General features: G+C 46.3%; 15 protein-coding genes. 6 read left to right on the forward strand and 9 right to left on the reverse strand.

What is annotated here, in order from left to right:
- Positions 1 to 128 precede the first annotated feature (128 nt).
- From AB4Z30_RS18565 to AB4Z30_RS18575, 3 genes are all read left to right on the forward strand, one after another.
- A complete protein-coding gene (locus AB4Z30_RS18565) occupies positions 129 to 1073 on the forward strand; it encodes a zinc ribbon domain-containing protein (RefSeq protein WP_441928998.1) in 945 nt (314 codons plus the stop codon).
- A 316-nt stretch (positions 1074 to 1389) separates the two neighbouring features.
- A complete protein-coding gene (locus AB4Z30_RS18570) occupies positions 1390 to 2136 on the forward strand; it encodes a DUF3105 domain-containing protein (RefSeq protein ID WP_441928999.1) in 747 nt (248 codons plus the stop codon).
- A gap of 551 nt (positions 2137 to 2687) precedes the next feature.
- Positions 2688 to 4409, forward strand: a complete 1722-nt coding sequence (locus tag AB4Z30_RS18575) for a methyl-accepting chemotaxis protein (protein WP_441929000.1) — start codon at positions 2688 to 2690, stop codon at positions 4407 to 4409.
- A 191-nt stretch (positions 4410 to 4600) separates the two neighbouring features.
- On the opposite strand, the gene AB4Z30_RS18580 is transcribed toward AB4Z30_RS18575, so the two are convergent.
- On the reverse strand, positions 4601 to 5554 hold the full coding sequence (locus AB4Z30_RS18580; protein ID WP_090924098.1) for a nucleoside hydrolase: 954 nt from the start codon (positions 5552 to 5554) through the stop codon (positions 4601 to 4603).
- A gap of 267 nt (positions 5555 to 5821) precedes the next feature.
- Positions 5822 to 8053 (reverse strand): MMPL family transporter, encoded by a 2232-nt coding sequence (locus AB4Z30_RS18585; RefSeq protein WP_441929001.1) that lies wholly within the window; start codon positions 8051 to 8053, stop codon positions 5822 to 5824.
- Positions 8054 to 8260: 207 nt separating this feature from the next.
- Between AB4Z30_RS18585 and AB4Z30_RS18590 the strand changes: the two genes are divergently transcribed.
- Positions 8261 to 8899: a TetR/AcrR family transcriptional regulator gene (locus AB4Z30_RS18590; RefSeq protein ID WP_441929002.1), complete on the forward strand. Its 639-nt coding sequence runs from the start codon at positions 8261 to 8263 to the stop codon at positions 8897 to 8899.
- Between the two features lie 204 nt (positions 8900 to 9103).
- On the opposite strand, the gene AB4Z30_RS18595 is transcribed toward AB4Z30_RS18590, so the two are convergent.
- The 6 genes from AB4Z30_RS18595 to pdxR all read right to left on the reverse strand — a co-directional run bounded on the left by AB4Z30_RS18595 (position 9104) and on the right by pdxR (position 15965).
- Positions 9104 to 9703 (reverse strand): undecaprenyl-diphosphatase, encoded by a 600-nt coding sequence (locus AB4Z30_RS18595; RefSeq protein WP_441929072.1) that lies wholly within the window; start codon positions 9701 to 9703, stop codon positions 9104 to 9106.
- A 59-nt stretch (positions 9704 to 9762) separates the two neighbouring features.
- The gene (locus AB4Z30_RS18600; RefSeq protein WP_441929003.1) at positions 9763 to 11646 is read right to left on the reverse strand and encodes an FtsX-like permease family protein; all 1884 of its coding nucleotides are present in this window, start codon (positions 11644 to 11646) and stop codon (positions 9763 to 9765) included.
- Entirely contained in the window at positions 11621 to 12391 is a 771-nt protein-coding gene (locus tag AB4Z30_RS18605; RefSeq protein ID WP_441929004.1) for an ABC transporter ATP-binding protein, read from the reverse strand. Before AB4Z30_RS18605 ends, AB4Z30_RS18600 begins: the two co-directional genes overlap by 26 nt.
- Positions 12392 to 12493: 102 nt before the next feature.
- Positions 12494 to 13489: a sensor histidine kinase gene (locus AB4Z30_RS18610; protein ID WP_441929005.1), complete on the reverse strand. Its 996-nt coding sequence runs from the start codon at positions 13487 to 13489 to the stop codon at positions 12494 to 12496.
- Positions 13486 to 14199 carry a response regulator gene (locus AB4Z30_RS18615; protein WP_441929006.1) on the reverse strand — a complete coding sequence of 238 codons (714 nt, stop codon included), beginning with the start codon at positions 14197 to 14199 and terminating at the stop codon, positions 13486 to 13488. Before AB4Z30_RS18615 ends, AB4Z30_RS18610 begins: the two co-directional genes overlap by 4 nt.
- A gap of 254 nt (positions 14200 to 14453) precedes the next feature.
- A complete protein-coding gene (pdxR, locus tag AB4Z30_RS18620; protein ID WP_441929007.1) occupies positions 14454 to 15965 on the reverse strand; it encodes a MocR-like pyridoxine biosynthesis transcription factor PdxR in 1512 nt (503 codons plus the stop codon).
- Positions 15966 to 16153: 188 nt separating this feature from the next.
- On the opposite strand from pdxR, the gene AB4Z30_RS18625 reads away from it, so the two are divergent.
- Positions 16154 to 16732: a GNAT family N-acetyltransferase gene (locus AB4Z30_RS18625; RefSeq protein ID WP_441929008.1), complete on the forward strand. Its 579-nt coding sequence runs from the start codon at positions 16154 to 16156 to the stop codon at positions 16730 to 16732.
- Positions 16733 to 16849: 117 nt separating this feature from the next.
- Here the strand turns inward: AB4Z30_RS18625 and AB4Z30_RS18630 are convergent, their stop codons facing one another.
- Positions 16850 to 17746 carry a diacylglycerol/lipid kinase family protein gene (locus tag AB4Z30_RS18630; protein ID WP_441929009.1) on the reverse strand — a complete coding sequence of 299 codons (897 nt, stop codon included), beginning with the start codon at positions 17744 to 17746 and terminating at the stop codon, positions 16850 to 16852.
- Positions 17747 to 18104: 358 nt separating this feature from the next.
- On the opposite strand from AB4Z30_RS18630, the gene AB4Z30_RS18635 reads away from it, so the two are divergent.
- Entirely contained in the window at positions 18105 to 18761 is a 657-nt protein-coding gene (locus tag AB4Z30_RS18635; RefSeq protein ID WP_441929010.1) for a hypothetical protein, read from the forward strand.
- The last annotated feature ends 267 nt before the right edge of the window (positions 18762 to 19028 follow it).

The following is a 19028-nucleotide window of genomic DNA, read 5'->3' on the forward strand; positions in this document are numbered from 1 at the left end:
CTCATGTTTCAAAAGAGATATTTTGGGTATTTAATTCTGCGATACATAGACAAAGTTCGTCATAGAACGTTAAAATGAGACACAATGTTAACTTGTTCCATAATTTAAGAAATTGGAGGCTTATGAACATGAAATGCCAAGTATGTAATCATGAAAATGGAGATGCCCAGTTTTGCGAGAAGTGCGGCTCTAACCTGACTGGAACCCACGCTTCTTCTGATCCTGCGGATTCCGTAACACGCACAGATTCAGCTTCTGCTGACTCGGAATACACGCATTGGTCCAGCAGCAAGGAATCTGCTTCTCATCAACCAGAACCTACACGCTCTTCTTCCGTTTCACCTGTACCATCGCTCGTGAAAGAAACAACAACAGTGAATTCCAATAACAATAATGCTCCTGATCACGATACTAACCAAGGTAGCGCAGGAAATCAGTGGAACAACTTCGTTCAGAATGAAAAAGTACAGCAAGCCAAAGAAGTAAGCAAACAATACCTGTCCTATTTCCTCAGCGTACTGGCTCGTCCGTATCAATCGATGAAAACTGTCGGTGAACAGCATGCCCTGCATGGGTGGCTAACGATGGCATTGTTTGCTGTTTTGACCTCTACATATGTTCTGATCTTCTTTGGCAGCCTTGGTGCGGAAGGTATATTTATTAGCGGATTTTTACGTCCACTCCTATTTTCAGCTATCATCCTGGTTGCTGCGGCTGCGCTTATCTATGGTGTGCTTAAGCTGGAACGGATTACGTTCCGTCCCAAAATTCTGATTGCCCAGTTCGGAACCTTACTGGTTCCCGCAATCGTTACGCTTCTGCTCGCTAACTTGATGGTTGTGATCTCGTACTCGTTCGCCAACTCGTTGCTGGTAGTATCGTATATTATTGTGTTTGTCGCAATGAATACAGTGCTGTTCCATCATCCGCTGAATCGTACCAAAGCAGCCATCGACAGCACGTACAGCATACTGATTGTTAATGCCTTGTTGGTTTATTTAACATATCGTTTGTTATATTCGGTTATCGTTGGCTTAGCCGGTCCATTCTTCTCACCGTTTGGACGCTTGTAAATTCATTTCTTCTACTTAACATTGCTGAGATGGAGACTTCCCCCGTTAATGGGGGGAGTCTTTTTCATTGCAAAAAAGCAATATTGCGCGAATCATAATTTTTACACTATAATGTGTAGTGTGAAAATATATGTTTGTATTTACTTATATGAGTGAGTGTCTAGATGAGGCAACTCTGCTCTCTTGAGGTAGGTATATCGGACTGTGGGAAAGAAACTCGCAGGGACGGACAAGTTGCTTTTGTATTGCTTCACCCTCAACACTACGAGATGTAGTGTGATTATTTATTATTGTTTACGAAAGCGGAGGAATTCGAATGGACATGACACACATGGATCACATGCAAATGGAACAACAAACCGGCACCTCATATCTATGGCTGATCGTTGGAGCCGCCTTGCTACTACTCTCGATCGCCGCCTACATCTGGGCATCGCGTACACGCGGCAAAATTGTTAGTCATATGAAAAAAAATGAACGTGCAGCCATTCAGAAGAAAAGTCGCTCTCTCAGACTCACCGCGCATGCCCTGATCGCTATATCGATCGTAGCATTCGGAGTTTTTTTCCTGCAAGGTGCCGGAAAGACTTACGATGTAGCCGACCTCCCAAGCAATGCAACAATTGATGTGACGGATGACAAATATTATGGAGCCACTCACACCGAGGACCCCATACACTATGAGATGAAAATACCGACCTCGGGTCCACATAATCCGCATGATATCCAATTTGGCTTTTATACTGACTTTCCGGGGTACCCTTATCTGGTCCACAACATGGAGCATGGGGACATCATTATCTATTATCGTGAAAATGCCAGTGAGGAGCTGAAGGAACATCTCCAATATCTCGCAAAATTTCGCCAAGCAGGGTCAGGCATTCTCGCCGTACCCAACAAAGATATTCCTGACGGCAGCGAGATCGTTGTAACCGCCTGGACCAAAACAATGAAGCTGGACAATTTTGATAAAGCCAAGGTAGGTACGTTTATCCATCGTTACATCAATCAGGGGCCTGAGAAGATCCCGCCATCCATTCGCCAAGGCGGCGGAACAATGTAGCATGGTTAATTAATGCACGGAAAAAAGATATATCTCCTATGAAGCAGCATAGGCATTATAGGCAAATTTAAATGTAACGATCTCCAGAGACCTTATCTTCTGAAAAAGAAGTGCATAAGCTCAAAAATCAATCCTTTTGTGCAAAATAAGGTCTCTTCGTAATCGTTACATTTCCAACTGTTCAAAAAAAGAGCTCGTAGCGCTTCTCAGGATTTTTTGACTCCACGACTGCACACAGTAGGACACCACGACATAAAACACTAGCTTTAACCTCAACCAATCTCTAATCCTTTTCCAATCTTATGCCGATAAACTGAAGTAGAACTGCGTAACGAACATACACCTTTATTTATACGCTTACATTCCTAACCTAATTTTCATAAAACAAGCATGTAGTCTTAACTACACCTATGAGAACATGATGCACCAAAATAAATACAGTACATCGTCAAAGTTATTCAAGTCTTCTCATATAAGCCTTAGCGTAATCTTACATATTACATAACACTTACCATTACAGCTACACATATCAAGGGGGAGCAATTGGAACGATGAATAGTTTGTTTATGCGAATTTTTTTGTTTTTTTCCTGTTTAATGCTGGCCGCGGGGGCCATTCTAGGCGTCACGATGTATCGTGCATCAGCCCAATTGGTTGAACAATCGATGGGGATGCAAGCACAGGCTGTAGCTGAACGGGCAGCTGCTTTGATTGATACGACACTGTACACCCAACTCAGCACAGGGCAGGACAAAACGGCGTATTACGATACGCTACGCGCACAACTTAGTCAGCTGCGTGAGGCCAATGGACTTAAATATTTGTATACACTGGGCACACGCGAGGAAAATGGAAAGTCCGCGTACTATTATGTAGTCGACGGAGCTGCGCCGGATGTAGCCGAAGCTGACTTTTCCCCTTACGGCAAAGCAGAGGAAACGCTGTATGACGGCATGCTGCAAGCCTTTGCACAAGACACATCCGTTCGAGGAGAGCTTACCCGGGATGAAGATTATGGTGCTACCATCACAGCTTATGTGCCGATTCATGGATCGGACGGCAAAATGTTAGGTATTGTAGGAGCAGATCTGGACTCTACAGCGGTCTATGAATTGATGGCTAGCAACCGGATCACGATGGTCTGGACAGCCTTGGCGATTGTATTGCTCAGCGTATTGCTGGTATACATATTTGCGCGTTATTTGACAAGGCCACTAGTGAAGCTGAAACAGCTCATTACCGAAGTTGGAAAAGGAGACCTCACCGTCAACGTGGAGCTTGGACGCAAAGACGAAATTGGTCAGCTCGCTTCCGAGTTCAAACACCTGGTCACAGATACCCGGCAAGTCATGACGGGTATCCGCCAAAGCTCGGATTCCCTGCTTCACGCCGCACAAGGTGTATCACGGCATTCCCAGGCAACGGCCGAGGCCAGTCAGCGGATTGCCGAGCACACGAATCATACTGCACAGGGGGCTTCCGAACAGGTGGTACGCGCTGGAGAAGTCACTGTAGCCATGGAAGAAATCACACGTAGCATGCAGCATATTGCTCATTCTTCTTCCAGAGTTGCCGACGTGTCACAGCAGACAACGAACGATGCCATTCAAGGGCAGACCAAGCTGGATACAGCCATCCGAAGTATGGACGAGATTCATCAAGCCAATGTGCAGATGGCCACATCGACGACACAGCTTACAGATTACTCCAGCCAGATTGAATCTGTTGCTCAGTTGATGAAAAATATAGCTTCACAGACGAATCTACTTGCACTCAATGCCAGTATTGAAGCAGCCCGTGCAGGTGAACACGGTAACGGGTTCGCTGTAGTCGCTTCCGAGGTACGCAAGCTTGCAGGAGAATCCGAGCAATCTTCACAACATGTAGCCGAGTTGATTACCGAGATGACACGTCAGACCTCTTTGCTTGCAGAACATATGTCGGCAAGTACTACAGCCGTACAATCCGGTCTGACTGTCGTGCAAGAGGCAGGTCAATCTTTCTCCTCCATTCATGGCGGCATTGAAACGATCAACGAGCGCCTGCATGAAGTATCCGCAGCTTCTGAACAACTGTCAGCAAGCTCAGAGGAGGTGTCGGCATCCATTGAAAACATGGAACACATCTCGCGAGAATCCTCATCCAGCATCCAGAAGGTATCTCAGGCTGCCGAAACGCAACTGCAATCCATGGGCGAGATCAGTGACTCCGCGGAGTCACTACGTGTTTTATCCAGCGAGCTGAATAGTCTGATCAGCCGCTTTAAGATCTAGTTCGTTGCCCGCTTGCTCCACACCAAAAAGCCGCATGGCAGTGATCCACATCATCGGGGTTCTTCCCGATCATCGGAACACAGCCTGCGGCTTCCTTTAGCTCTTACCTTTCTACCGATGCGTATCGTTGATGCGTATCGTAGAAAGGTCTTTTTATCTTAAATGAAGGCCAGCCCTACGGCTGCCGATCATTAATAACGCTGCGGAGCAGCTTTTTTACCCAAATCCGTCATGTATGTGAAGAATGCTTCTGGGTCCGTATCATACACCAGTTGTACCGGACGTCCGTCCGCTTGCTCCACCGTGCGGCCTTGGCTCGGGCCATCTGGAATGACGATGCAGTTCACGGTTTTTTTCTTCACGATGTCCTCGCGACCTACGGAAGCCGTAGTCAGCACATCCCACAGATAATACGTGGAGTTGGTCTCACTGTACACCAGTGGCGGACAACCTGCATAACAGTTCCCCAGGAAATCCACGCCTTCGAAGCGGCGTTCTGCTGCCCAGCGATTACGAACTGCGGGTGTAAGAGGTACTTTGTTCGTGCTTTCGAGCGCGACCAGATCAATCTGGATGCCGCTCTGCCATACGCGATAAGCGGCTTCCGGGTCCCAGAATACGTTCCATTCCGCCGTCCCGTCATGCTCCGGCTCTTCTACGTTACCGCGTTCAAATGTACCGCCCATCCATACCAGCTTGTCGATTTTCTCTTCGATGTCTGGTGCTTCGTCCAGCGCACGCGCGAGGTCCGTAAGTGGGCCAGTGAACAACAGTAATGTTTTGCCTTCAGTATTACGTACTTTCTCAATCAGATGCTGATGTGCTGGAATAGCCGAGAGTGGCGCTTCCATTTTACCGGATTCATTCAGAACAGGCAGTGCATCTACATAGAATGAGTGCAGTCTCCATGCTGCTGGAAACGGGTTTTTGCCTCTGGAATTCGATTTGGCTACTTCGATAGAATACGTCCCAAAACGATCGATAATTTTACGGCTCGCATCGGTTGCCGGCTCCAAATATCCGTCTGCCGGAATAACCGATACACCGGTTACGTTTACATTGTCCATCTGCAGAAGCATAAACAGCGATACGAGATCATCCACGCCGCCGTCATGATTGAAATACACATTCAGTTTGTTCGTCATGCTTGCTTTCATCCTTCCTCTGGTTACCCCATTGATGTGAACTTGTCCGTCTGCCCAAGGCCGACGCTTCTTCTATTATGTCCCATAACCCTAAGCCGAGTAAACCTTCAGCAACCAAAGAATCCCGTACCTATAACATTTATTGCGCATTTTTCCCAGCTTATCCATTCCATCTCAGACATACAAACCTCGGGCTCTCACCTCTGGAAAAAAGAAAGATGGACCACGGRCATGAAGCCCCGCCGTCCATCTGTCCCTCTCCATGGTTTACAAGGATCGGGATGGTTTTTTTTCTTGTTTCTCGGCAATCTCCGTATACTTGCCTGGCCAGAAAGCCCATTTGCCCAGCAGCGCTGTAATCGCTGGCACCATGAATGGACGAACCAGGAACGTATCAAGCAGTACGCCTACTGCGGTGATGATGCCGAACTGCACCAGCACCTGAATCGGCAAGGTTGCCAGAACGGCGAACGTACCCGCCAGAATCAGACCCGCAGAGGTAATGACCGAACCCGTCTCGCCTACACCTTCCTTGATCGCCTGACGAAGTGGCATCGTTTTGCGTTTCTGCCAGATGCTTGAGATCATGAAGATGTTATAATCCTCGCCGAGTGCTACGAGGAAGACAAAGGAATAGAGCGGAATCGCTCCCTGAATTGCCTCTGCCCCAAGGCCATAGTGGATGATGATCCAACCCAGACCAAGTGCAGAGAAATACGACAGGACTACCGTTACAATCAAGTATGCTGTCGCAACGATCGAGCGAAGATAGAGGAGCAGTAGGAGTGTAATCATACCGATGACGACCGGAATAATAATCTTTGCATCTCGCTCTCCAGCGACTTCGATATCATATTGTTCAGCCGTCTGTCCATCAATCCAGACTTGTTGATCTACGTTAGTAGCACCTGCATCTTTTAATGCCGCTTCTGCCGTAGCTCGCAGGTCTGGAATATGCTGCATCGCTTCGATTGAATATGGATTGAGATTGAACTCTACGTTATACGCCGTAATGTTAGCATTCTCCGCGCCTTGCTGCGGGTCTCCCACCTTACTGATATAATCCAGTGATTCCAGACGTGCTTTCAGATCTGTCTCTTTGCCCCCAGCATCCACGATCACTTTAACTGGAGCCAGCTCTCCTTGGGAAAACTGCTCTCCAATGACCTTAAAGCCTTCGCGGGAAGGTACATTTTCCGGGAAGGAAGATAACAAGTCGTACGTGAACTTCACTTGAGTTGAAAAAGCAGCCAGTCCACCGAGCAGTACTACCGTAATCGCCAAAACCGTCCAAGGTTTGGTCGTTACGATGCGTCCAATCCAGCTTTCGCGGACTTTACGCGGAGCCGGAGCCAGTTTGCCTTTTTTCTTCGCCCGCTCCACTTCCATCTCGTGAGTACGTGGAACGAACGGATAGAACGATCCCCGTCCGAAGATGGCCAGCAGCGCCGGAACGAGCGTCAGACTTGCAATAAACATGATGAAGATGGACAGACTGAAAGGTACGGCAAAGCGATGATATGCACCATATTCAGCCAGCAGCAACACCAGCAATGCGGCAACGACCGTAAATCCACTCATTGCAATAGCGCCGGATGAACCGGTGATGGCCTGGAAGATGGCTTTCTTTTTGTCCGGCTCATGATAGAGAATTTGACGGTATCTGGAGATCATAAACAGACAGTAGTCCGTACCTGCTCCAAAGAGTAAAACGGTCATGATGGAGATGGACTGTGCATCAACTGTGATCCAGCCTTGATCCGCCATAAATCCGAGAATCGGACTGGTGACCATATAGGCGAAACCAACGGCAATAATCGGTATAATCGCCAGTACAGGCGAACGATAGATGAGCAAAAGCAATACAAGTACAAGCACCACAGTTGCGATGAGCAGAGACACATCGGCGGATGAGAACAATCCGCTTGCATCAATCGATATCCCCACTGGTCCGGTTACGCGTGCAATCAGCTTGCCTTGGTTATCCATAGCCGTATCAAACGGATTCATGCCGAAGATGRCTTTTGTTTTTTCCTCTAACCCTTCAATGCCTGCCTTCAATTGCTCTGCATCGGCATCTTTGTTGAAAAAGAGCGGCATGACGATGGTGCTTCCGTCTTCCGACAGCTGACCTTTAATCGCCTGTGGCGGCAGTTGATACAGCGGCACAACAGACTGTTGCTGTTCCACCGGGTCTTGATCCAATCGCTCGGTTAACGCTTGAATCTGCTGTATCTGATCCTCCGTCAGTCCAGCAGGGTTGCGCCAGACGATGAGGGCGGGCAGCCCCTCGCCGCCAGGAAATTCTTTTTTCGCCAGCGCTGCAGCCTGAACGGATGGTTTGAAATCACTCAGATCCTGTGCATTGTTGGTCTCGCGCTCATTAACTGCCGGCCATATCAAACCAAGCACAACTGCAATAATGATCCATACGAGCAGTGTAACCCATTTACTTCGTTTGCCCGCTACAAAGCGGCCATAACCTGAACCTTCCTGCATGCTCTATTCATCTCCCTAGTTTTGTTTTAATCCATATAAGTTGAACGAAAGATCATTTGCACAGACACTCCGATGACAGAATGTATGGAAATGAACCACGGGTCATAATATAATCGAGTTAATTATATATACCGGAAGGTTAATTATGCAATCCCTAATTTTTTGAAATATCGTAATATGTTATTTTAACCGTAAATGAGGTCGAATATGATGAACAAAAAACCAAGAAAAGAAGCAAGCCCCAAGCGTGCTCCTGGCAGACCCAAAGCAGGTGCAGATCAAGCTTCTGCCTACAATAACATCCTTATGACGGCCTCACGGCTATTTATGGAATACGGGTATGAAACTGTTTCGCTCCAGCAGATCGCTTCATTATGTCAGGTGACCAAGGCATCGATCTATTATCATTTTTCCAGCAAACCGGAACTGTTCACCATAGCGATTACCCGTATGATGGCAATGGGCATGCAACAAACGACACTGCGTCTCGAAGAACCCGGCACATTGAAGGAACGGCTGGTTAACGTGGCAGCTGCCAAGATGCAACAGGCCCATGTCGATATCGAGATGATGATGCGGGAAGCTGAAACCCATCTGAGTGCCGAGCAGTTTGCTCAGATTCGGGATGCAGAACATCTTATCTTCGAAGTTCTCGCGACCCATTTTCAGCGGGAAATGGATCATGGGTATTTAAGAGAGGCCAATCCCCTGTTGCTTGCTCAGGCCTTCACGTCCCTGCTGATGCTTGCCAATCGTGAAGATGTACGCCGTATGCACGATACGATTGCCGAACTGGCAGAGGAACTTGTGGGACTCTTTTTGAACGGAGCGGTTAAAAACAGCTAAATTTAAAGTTTATTAAGAAATATAGATGTCTTTAGTAAAACAAAAAAGGCAGTGGCGAATCCGGAATCTCAGTTCCAGACTTGCCACTGCTTTTGTAATATATAACCTGCCCGCTACTTAGCATGAGTAAGATATGCAGGCAACTAACTAGACTTATATCGGCAAAAGTATATGCATACGGCTTATCAATAGACTACCGAAAGTTTACATACTTCCAGACTTATGACGAATCGGTAAGATACGTTGCTCCAGTTTTTCGTATACAGCCAGAGATCTTCCGATGATTCCAACCTTGGGTGCAAGCCAATACATAAACCATGCTGATCCGATACCTATTAATGCCCCAACTACAATATCGATTGGATAGTGAACCCCAACCCAAACGCGGGAGATCGCACCGCAGATAGCAAGTAACAGCCAGATCCATCCTTCTTTTTTCCGAACCAGCCAGAAAGAGACAGCAACAGAGAAAAATAAAATAGTATGATCACTTGGAAAAGAATTATCGACACTGCGATCAATAAGTTTGTTGACATTCGGCAGTACAGCAAACGGCTGATAATGCTCATATAACAATCCCATCGTTTTCCCTATAATCTCTGCTAAAATAAAGGCAAGTCCTGCCTGAATGACCATCATTCGATGCTGCATGCTGCGGGTAAACCAATAAATCAGCATGGCTAATGCAAGCAGATACATCATATATTCAGCTATAATAACAGCAGCCGGATTTAGAAAAGGAAATTGTCTGCCCAATTCATTAATGGCCCGAAATATATCAATATCCAATTGGAACAAAAAGATCATCTCCACCTTTGAATTTAAATAGACTTAAGGATGATATATCTGCTTTCAAACTGATTCTATTCGTCCTTTTCCAGTAAGAGCTGTCGTAAATAACTGCTTCGGATGATAATAAAGTATACAACCTGGATGATTGCGAATGCGCTTAACACAATCACAGACTCCCTAAAGAGTGTAAAATAGAACATCCTCTGCAACGCTATCAATGCGACCGTACCATGAATAAGTGCGATAATAATTGGCAGAAAGAACAGAACTGCCATCTGACGAGTAACAATCTTTGAAAGTTCGCTTTTTGTTAACCCTAGTTTCATAATTGAATTGTATTTTGCCTTATCCTCAGAAATATCCATATACAATCTAAGATACAAAAAACTACCAGACGAGATAAAAAAAATAACGCCTATGAACAGCCCGACGAACATCACTGCATTGTAGCTCTGAAGTAGCTTCTTTATCTCGAACGCCAACGGGAAGAAGCGATCATTCCCGGATTGTCCGATCTCGCTGTACAACTGTTGGCCTATAGCTTCTGTGGAAGCCAGGTCATCGACCTTAAACACATAGTAGTAATCAGTTGATAGCGGCTCTGGCAGTTCTGCAAAGCTTCCATCATCCATGACATAATATTTGTCATAACCTGGAATGGATAAATCAGCAACTTGAATAATTTGCATCGGTTTCCCGTGGCCATCCACTATCAATTGCTGCTCTTTGGGCGGTTCTCGTCCAGCTAAGACATTCTTTGGCTGGATCACCGCAGCTTCACTCACTCCGAGCTGCAGCGTTGTTCCCTTTTCAACAGCCGCTAAGGCGTTGTACTCTGATTCTTTGAGAATCATTACTGGCTTACCATCGCCTGCTTGTTTGTAAGATTGAAACTCGGCATACATTTTGGTAAATTTAATTTTTTCTGCTCGAAGCGAACGTTCAATTGCTTTTATTACAATTTCGGTCCGCTCCGGAGAATTCCCCACATGTGAAACGTATTCAAAAGCGAACGGTCTCTCAATAGACTCTGTAAGAATTGTCTTGAACCCAACAAGGGCACCGATTGCTGAGAATGCAACAGTCGAAAGCACTGTTACGAGGAAAAAGGTGTTAGCATTGTCCTTCATTCGATAAGCAAGATCGGCGAAAAATAACAGATTAGTCCGGCGCCACATTAGCTTCCGATTATGCTTTAATAGGCGAATCGTGTACACACTGATTTGTGTGAATAATAAATACGTCCCGACCACAACTGCTGCAGTTACTGGCGGCAAAGCGTATACGACCTCCAAACCTTCGGCTGTCAGTGATACACTATACCCACTACCAATTAGTATAAGAGATATGATCGATAACCAGATCGAAGCGCGTGGCTCTGGCTTAGGCCTACTGCTGCCCTTGATAAGATCAATCGGCCTTAACCCTCGAAAGAAAAGGACAGTGAACAATGAAATACACAGAAACAAAAGTATGAATGCAGCGAAAGTCAAACCAAGCGCTCGGTAAGGCATATAGAAGGACAGCTCCCCATTCATACCGATTAGTGACTCCGCTGTCAGGAGCAACAGCTTAACCAGCACCAAGCCGGATGTAACTCCGGCCACTGTAGCGCCAAAACCAATCACCATGTTTTCAATAAATATGAGCCATCTGAGCTGTCTATTTGTTATTCCTAACATGACCAGTAATCCGAACTCTCGGCTGCGTGATTTGATAAAGGTGCTCATCGAGAATAAGACAAAGAAGAAAGAGAATATGTAGATGAGCATCTGTGCAACCAGCAATCCAATCTGCGCTACATCGCCGATCTCTCTGGCTGCAAGTCCTGGATGAAAGGCAAAGACACCATAGATGAAAAACACCATAACTGCAAATGCAATACTTAGAAAATAGGCAATGTACAAACTTTTGTTGCGCATGACATTATTAAAAGCGAATTGTTGAAAGGTCATGCGTGTTCCCTCCGAGCAGCGATAACACATCAATAATTTTTTGAAAAAAAGCCTGCCGACTGTTTCCATAGTAAATCTCGTTGTACAGTTCTCCGTCTTTAATGAACAACACACGGTGGCAGTAGCTGGCTGCAATTGCATCGTGTGTAACAAGAAGTACTGTAGTCCTGTCTACTTGGTTAATTGTAGCCAGCTTCTCCATAACGTCCTGGGAAGACTTCGAATCGAGGTTGCCTGTTGGTTCGTCTGCTAACAATAACTTCGGTTCATGAATGATCGCCCGCGCGATTGCAGTTCGCTGTGCCTGTCCACCAGACACTTCATAAGGCCGTTTATTCAAAATAGAAGTGATCCCAAGCCTTTCAGCAATTGTACATGCCTTACTCTCCATCACGCTCACTTTCTCACCTTCCAGCGTTAGTGGAAGTACAATATTTTCTAGGATTGTAAGTGTGTTCAGCAGGTTGTAATCTTGAAAAATAAAACCAAGGTGCTGGCGACGAAATCGGGCAAGAGCATCGGTGTCCAACTGATAAGGGTTTTGACCATCAATGAGCACCTCGCCGGAGGTCGGCTTATCGATAGTTGCGATCAACTGCAGTAGTGTCGTTTTCCCGCTGCCTGAAGGCCCCATGATGCCTACAAATTCACCCTTCTCGATGCTAAGTGTTATATCGCTGAGTGCACGGTGTGAAGCATGACCGTTGTAGATCTTGCTGAGATGAGTTGTTCGCAGAAGTTCCATATCTCTACTCCTTCATACACCAGATGATTTCTTATTCCCAATTAAAAGTATAAAGTAGCTCAAAGAATGTACCAATCGACGAAACTTACTTTTACCTTACAACTATGTAATATTAGATTCATTTTGAAAATAAACCCTTACCCGAGCGCCCATGCCAACGGCTGAATCAATCTCTAGAACATGCCCAAGCCGGTTGCAAACTTCCTGAGCCAAGTAGAGCCCCATCCCTGTTGATTCCCGGAATTCACGACCATTCTCGCCAGTATAAAACGGTCTTGTTACCCGCTTCAAATCAGCCGCTGGAATTCCTCTTCCTTCATCAGCCACTTCCAGAACCGTCTTTGTATCCTGTTGCCAGGCACGAATTGTAACATTTCTGCCACAGCCCGCAGAATATTTAATCGCATTCGAAAGCAATTGGGTCAGTACGAAGCCGATCCACTTTTCATCGGTTGGCACCTTTAATTTATCTTCGATCTGGACCTGAGGGTACAGCTTATTAACAATAAACAACCGTTTATGCTCATTTACTGTTTTTTGTACAACACGTTTAAGCTGTACCATAGCTACTTGAAAATCTACCTCAAACGTCTCTAGCCGGGCTGCATGCAGTACTGTTTCAAGTCCCCGTTGAATACGATCTGCCTCATCACGAATATCAATCTGTCGCTCATCGTTCTCATCTTCTGTTAACAAATGAATGACGGAAAGTGGTGTTTTCATCTGATGAACCCACTGATTAATGAATTGAGAATGCTCGCGCCGGCGACGCTCCATATCCCCGATTTGACTTATATACAGTCCATACTGTGCCTGCAACAATTGATCAACTGCTTTGGCTAGCGGGGCACTGCTACCGGAAATCACTCCGGATTTATCTAACTCTGTCAACGGATTTGAGAGACGGTCGTACATCTTGCGATGACTGAAATAGCGCCAAGCGATATAGAACAACAGAATGAGAATACTTAGGAATACTGCGTAGAGTGAAGTGTATATGTCGTGATAGCCGTCAAGCCAATACACGCCTGCAACTAGTGCCAGTTGGACAAGATGTATGACAACTAGAAGCCTGTGCTCTTTAATCAATAATTTCATGCATGTTCACCTAACTTATCCGGCTTTAGTAGCACCAACTTGTATCCCGAACCGCGCACTGTCTCTATGCCGCCTTCCACTTCAATCTCTTGAAGCTTCCTACGGACCCGTGCAATATTTACATTCAGTGTGTTCTCGTCAACAAACTGCTGATCATCCCACAGCTTGTACAGAAGTGCTTCCCGTGTAACAACCAGCGGATAGCGCAGCAGCAACAGTTCCAGCAGATCCGCCTCTTTACGTGCCAGTGTGACTGTCCGACCTTTCCACTTCAGTTCTAGCCGCTCCAGGTAAAGAGCGAGGCCACTTTCTTCAACTACTCTTTCTCGTGCCTCCCCGGCATATTCACCATACACTCTGCGCAGCTGACTTCGTACCTTGGCAATAACCAGCTCATGATGAAACGGCTTCGTCATATAATCATCGGCTCCATACTCCAGTGCCATCACTTGATCCATATCACCTGAACGACCACTGATGAAGATAATTGGACAAGTAGACACTTTACGAATTTGCCTGCACCAGTAATATCCATCGTGACTCGGTAAGTTAACATCCATCAGCACCAAATGAGGCTCATACTGGTGGAACTGTGCCATGATCTCTTCAAAATCATTTGCACATCGTGCTGCTAAGCTGTATTTCTCCAGACAATCTCGCAAAAGCAAAGCTAAATTCGGATCATCCTCAACAATCCAGATGCGATACATGATAATTCCTCCTACGAGTGCCGTATGGATACGACAAGGTTCCATTATGTTCCGCTCTAATCTTCTTCGATACAACTTTCTTACGTTCTACAGAAGGAAAAAATTGAGCAACTGCCTCTATGTTATCATAAATAAAATGTAATAATCTTCTATGTGAAACAGCATTAAGACTCTATCTCTCTTTTTGGATATCTTTCGGAAAGAAAATGCCACATGTATTCGTATTTAGGTCATGTGCAAGCATGTTTGAATCGTTAGACCTTCCATATACTTGCCAACGCTGCAATACCTGGCTCAATTTTCTCCAGCTCAATGCCAGCAAAACCGATCATGAACTCCTTTTTTCCATCAGCAGGGACACTTTCGTTTGCCCATAAATAGGCTGCTGAGGCGACCTGCACACCTGTTTTCAAAGCGGTAGCTACCATGGCGTTGGCCATTTGTTTGCTGTTCAGCCGCAGCATAAGATGAAAACCTGCATGTTCACCCCGAATTTCAAATCCAGGCCAAGCACCAAAATGTTGCTGAATAGACTGCACAGTCAGGTCATGTTTGCGTTTATACAGATTGCGCATTTTACGAATATGTTTACCCAGTTCTCCATCTCGCATGAATAACTCCAATGTCCGCTGATGCAGACGTGAAGCTGACTGTTCGAACAGAACCGTTCGATAAACCTCGCCAAAATGAGGAAGGAGTTCCTTCGGTAGGACCATGTAATGTATGCAAAAAGCAGGGGCAAGCACCTGAGAGAATCCACCCATATAGATAACTGGTGTGTTCTCCCGCAGTCCTTGCATCGAAGAAATCGGACGACCGGAATATCTGAATTCGCCGTCATAATCATCCTCAATCAGATAGGCTCCGGAACGTTCCGCCCAGTCCAGCAAAGCAAGTCTCCGGCTAATGGGCATCGGCATGCCCATGGGAAACTGATGTGACGGAGATACACCAGCTAGTGACACACTTGCCCGATCCAGCTCATCCAGATTTATACCTTCATTGTCCAGTGAAACCGGGCTAATCTCGTATCCATAATTCCGAAAGGTCCCAGGTAACAGGCGATACCCAGGGTTCTCCACGGCAATCGATCGAATGCCACCTTTGCGAAGCATCGTCTGTGTAAGCAAGGACATGAGCAGATGTTGCTCTGCACCTACCACGATCTGCTCTGGCGTACAACGTACTCCTCTAAATTGTGCCAGATAGGCTGCAATTTCGTTGCGCAATCCCCTCTCCCCCTGCGGGTTTCCGTAAAACAGTAATTCCTCTGCCTCTTCACGCCACACACGGTTCGCGTACTGCTGCCATTTCGCATAAGGAAAAAGGCTGAAATCATTGTGCGACATATGAAAATCATAGGTAACATTCGTCACCGGACGTAGGCTTTGTAAGTCTGGTGATACTACTGTAGAAGCTGCCTGACCCTGCCTGTTGGTCATGCTAGCGTGGTTAATCCCCTTAGTATCTTCTGTTATCTGTGTATCCGACTTACCAAGCAGTATATCGTGATAACCTTCAACCACAGCTCGAACGCGGTAACCTCTGCGCGGCTGGCTATAAACGTATCCTTCCGCAATAAGCTGCTGGTACGCCGCCTCCACTGGTGTTGTGCTTATGCCCAAAAGTTCAGCTAGCTTGCGCACAGAAGGCAGGCGGCTGTGTTCTACCAGTGCTCCGCAGAAAATCTCCTGTTTAATATGATCTGAAAGCTGAACATAGACGGGTGCACTATCGTACTCATCAAGTTTAGGTAATTGCATCATGGCTGCTTCACTCCATCTGTCCTTTTCATTTTATTAAAACTGTATATTTGGAAGTATACAGTATTAGGATATACTCATGTCAGAAGAAAGAACTTAAAACAGTATTCAGGCGAAACATAACGCCATGATGCCTTATGCGTCATACGCACACAAGTTTGCTTGAAATAGATCAGGAGGAAAACAAACCTATGTCACACCCTACATCAACAAGTCGTACCGCCAAACTTATGCAGACTGAACGCATTTACTTGCGCCCATTCGATATATCCGATGTGGATGCTTACTATCCAAGCCTGTTTGAGCCCGAAATGCGCAAACAAACAGGAACGCAGGCTAGCTTTGTCCGTTCTCAGGTTGAAAAGTATGTAGAGAGTTTAGCTCAGGACGACTCGCGACTGAACCTGCTCATCGCATTACAAAGTACAGACGAAATCATCGGGGATGTTGCCCTGATGGACATGCACGCCAAAAATCGCAGTGCACATATTCGCATTGCCATTGATCTACCTGCTCACCAAGGCAAGGGATATGGGAGTGAAGCTTTGCTGCTTATGTTAGACTACGGCTTCGGCATCGCCAATCTGCATCGAATTGAACTGGATGTTTTTGCTTTTAACGAACGTGCTATTCGCACGTATGAGAAGCTTGGCTTCCAGCGTGAAGGTGTTAAACGGGATATGTTGTATTACAACCACCAGTATCATGATGCCATTCTGATGAGCATCCTTGAGCATGAATTCCGGGAGAAACATCTGAAAGCAGAATAATAGTTCGGGGAGCACTCCTTAGAACAGGTATGTGGTCAACTTCCATTATTAAAGCTTTATGCATACACCAGATTTACAGATAGAGCACATGCAAAAAAAACACAAAAACCGGGGAGGTTATTCCTCCGCCCCGGTCAGAAAATGTAGATGACCCGCCAGCACCGACAGCTCGGCGGGTGTCTCCATGTACAATTCGCCATCCGTATCGGCTGGCATCGGTACATCTGTTTTTATTTTCAGCGTAGACGCCTTGAAATAGGAAATACTCTCGTTCCGGGGTTGCCATTCTCCCTCTGGCTTATGTGAAAGCACCTCACGCAGAAGTGGAATGCCTGTCTCATGAATAATAAGCACATCCAGCTTGCCATCCTGCAACGCATCCGGAGCAAAAGGTAACGCATTGGTGCCCAGAAAACGCCCATTCGCCGCATAGATCATTACTGCTTCGCCTGTCGTCCGCTCTCCGTCGATCTCTAGCTCATACTGAAATGGCTCGGAACGGGTTATCGTCTGGAGTGTGCTGATGAAATAACTGAGTTTGCCAAGTGCCCCCTTTAGATTCTCGTTAATGTTCTGTGACGTATCACTGATGAGGCCTATTCCGAAAAAGTTCGTAAACACCCGATCATCTGCTCGTCCCACATCCACCGAGATAACTCGACCTGACAGCATCTCTTGTGCCGCTGTCTCCGTATCCGGTGAAATCCCAAGTGAACGTGCAAAATCATTACATGTACCGCCTGGAAGTACGCCGATCTGTGGAGGATTTTGCAAGGATGCCAGCCCGTTCACACACTCATGCACTGTACCGTCGCCGCCCAGAATAAACACCACATCGAACTCTTCCCCGCGCTCCCGGCACAGCTTCTCTCCTTCACCCGGTTCATCCGTCCGTACCACGACCAATTCATGAATGGCTGGGGCCAGTATGCCGGTGACCAGACCTAATGTATTCTCCCGATTCGCTTTTCCTGCATGAAGATGATGTATTAACAAGGCTTTATTCCATTCCATGCTGCTCTTCCTCCATTCCAATGCTTGTTTCCCTTTACCCAAAAAGGTTGAAATAATAAACAAAATCGCCGCTCAGGATACTATAGGGATTCGTGAAACATGGTTGTGCAGGGGCGACTTCATAAGAGGGAGCGGCATGCGGAATATGCATCGTTTTTGTTGTTCATGCGTAATACCGGATAGCTGTACAGGACAGGCTCCGGTCTTATAGCCATTACCTGCTTTAACCGGATGTATGCATGAGAAAAAAGGTTCCTCCGCAACCTATGGGATATAGGCAACAGCTTCGCGGGAGCAACCCATTCAATTCGCTTCAAAACGGTTATATGTACACTATACACGAATGGAGGAATTCCCTATGATTCCAGCTACAATGGAGCAATTAGAGCAATTGCGCAAGGAATGCCGTACGATGGTTCGCAAAAGAGCAACCGCTTCTGCCGGCTCCACACTCGTACCACTTCCCGGTACAGATGTCATCGCTGATGTGGGTATGCTGATGCAGCTGTTACCTGCCATTAACAATAAATTCGGACTATCGCAAAAACAACTCGACGGCATGGACCCTGAGACGAAGTCCATGATTTACGGATTTGTCATGTCGATCGGGAGTAAAATCATCGGCCGTATGGTCACGAAGGAATTGGTCGTTCAGGTGCTCAAACGGGTAGGCGTACGAGTAGCAACCAAATCAGTTGCCAAATTTGTTCCGTTTGCGGGTCAAGGTCTCGCCGCCGCTCTCAGCTTCACTGCCATGAGGTATGTGGGCAACAAACACATCGACGACTGTTATGAAGTGGTTAAACGTATGATTGAACAGCGTGAAGGTCTGCCTGGTGAACCGGCAACAGCATCTCTTGAGGAAGCTCTCCGCCATAACCTTGAGGAAAAATCGCAGGATATCGCTGAACATGAAACAAAGCAACATGCTGATGTGGAAGAGGAAATCAAACAGGACCATCATGGTAAAAGTGAAGGTAAGAAGGGTTTCCTGTGGAGACCAAGGCTTAAATAGTGGATAGCTTGTTTACCATGCCTTTCATATCTACGAGCAAATACAGCCAGGTACCACGAGCACAGCGTTTGATCGTAGGAAAATGCTCAGGCATTGCAGTGATAAAACAAACGGGACGAAGCAGTTCAATGACTGCGACGTCCCGTTTGTTTGGGTTTATCTTACACCTACGGTACATGGAGCACCGTGGTGGAGGTTCTATTTTTCCAATAAACTATGGTTCTAGATGTTTCTAAAAGGTCTGACAGCCTTTTTAGATATCCACTC

Origin of the sequence: Paenibacillus sp. 2TAF8 (genome assembly GCF_052114825.1) — a bacterium.
GTDB lineage: Bacteria > Bacillota > Bacilli > Paenibacillales > Paenibacillaceae > Paenibacillus.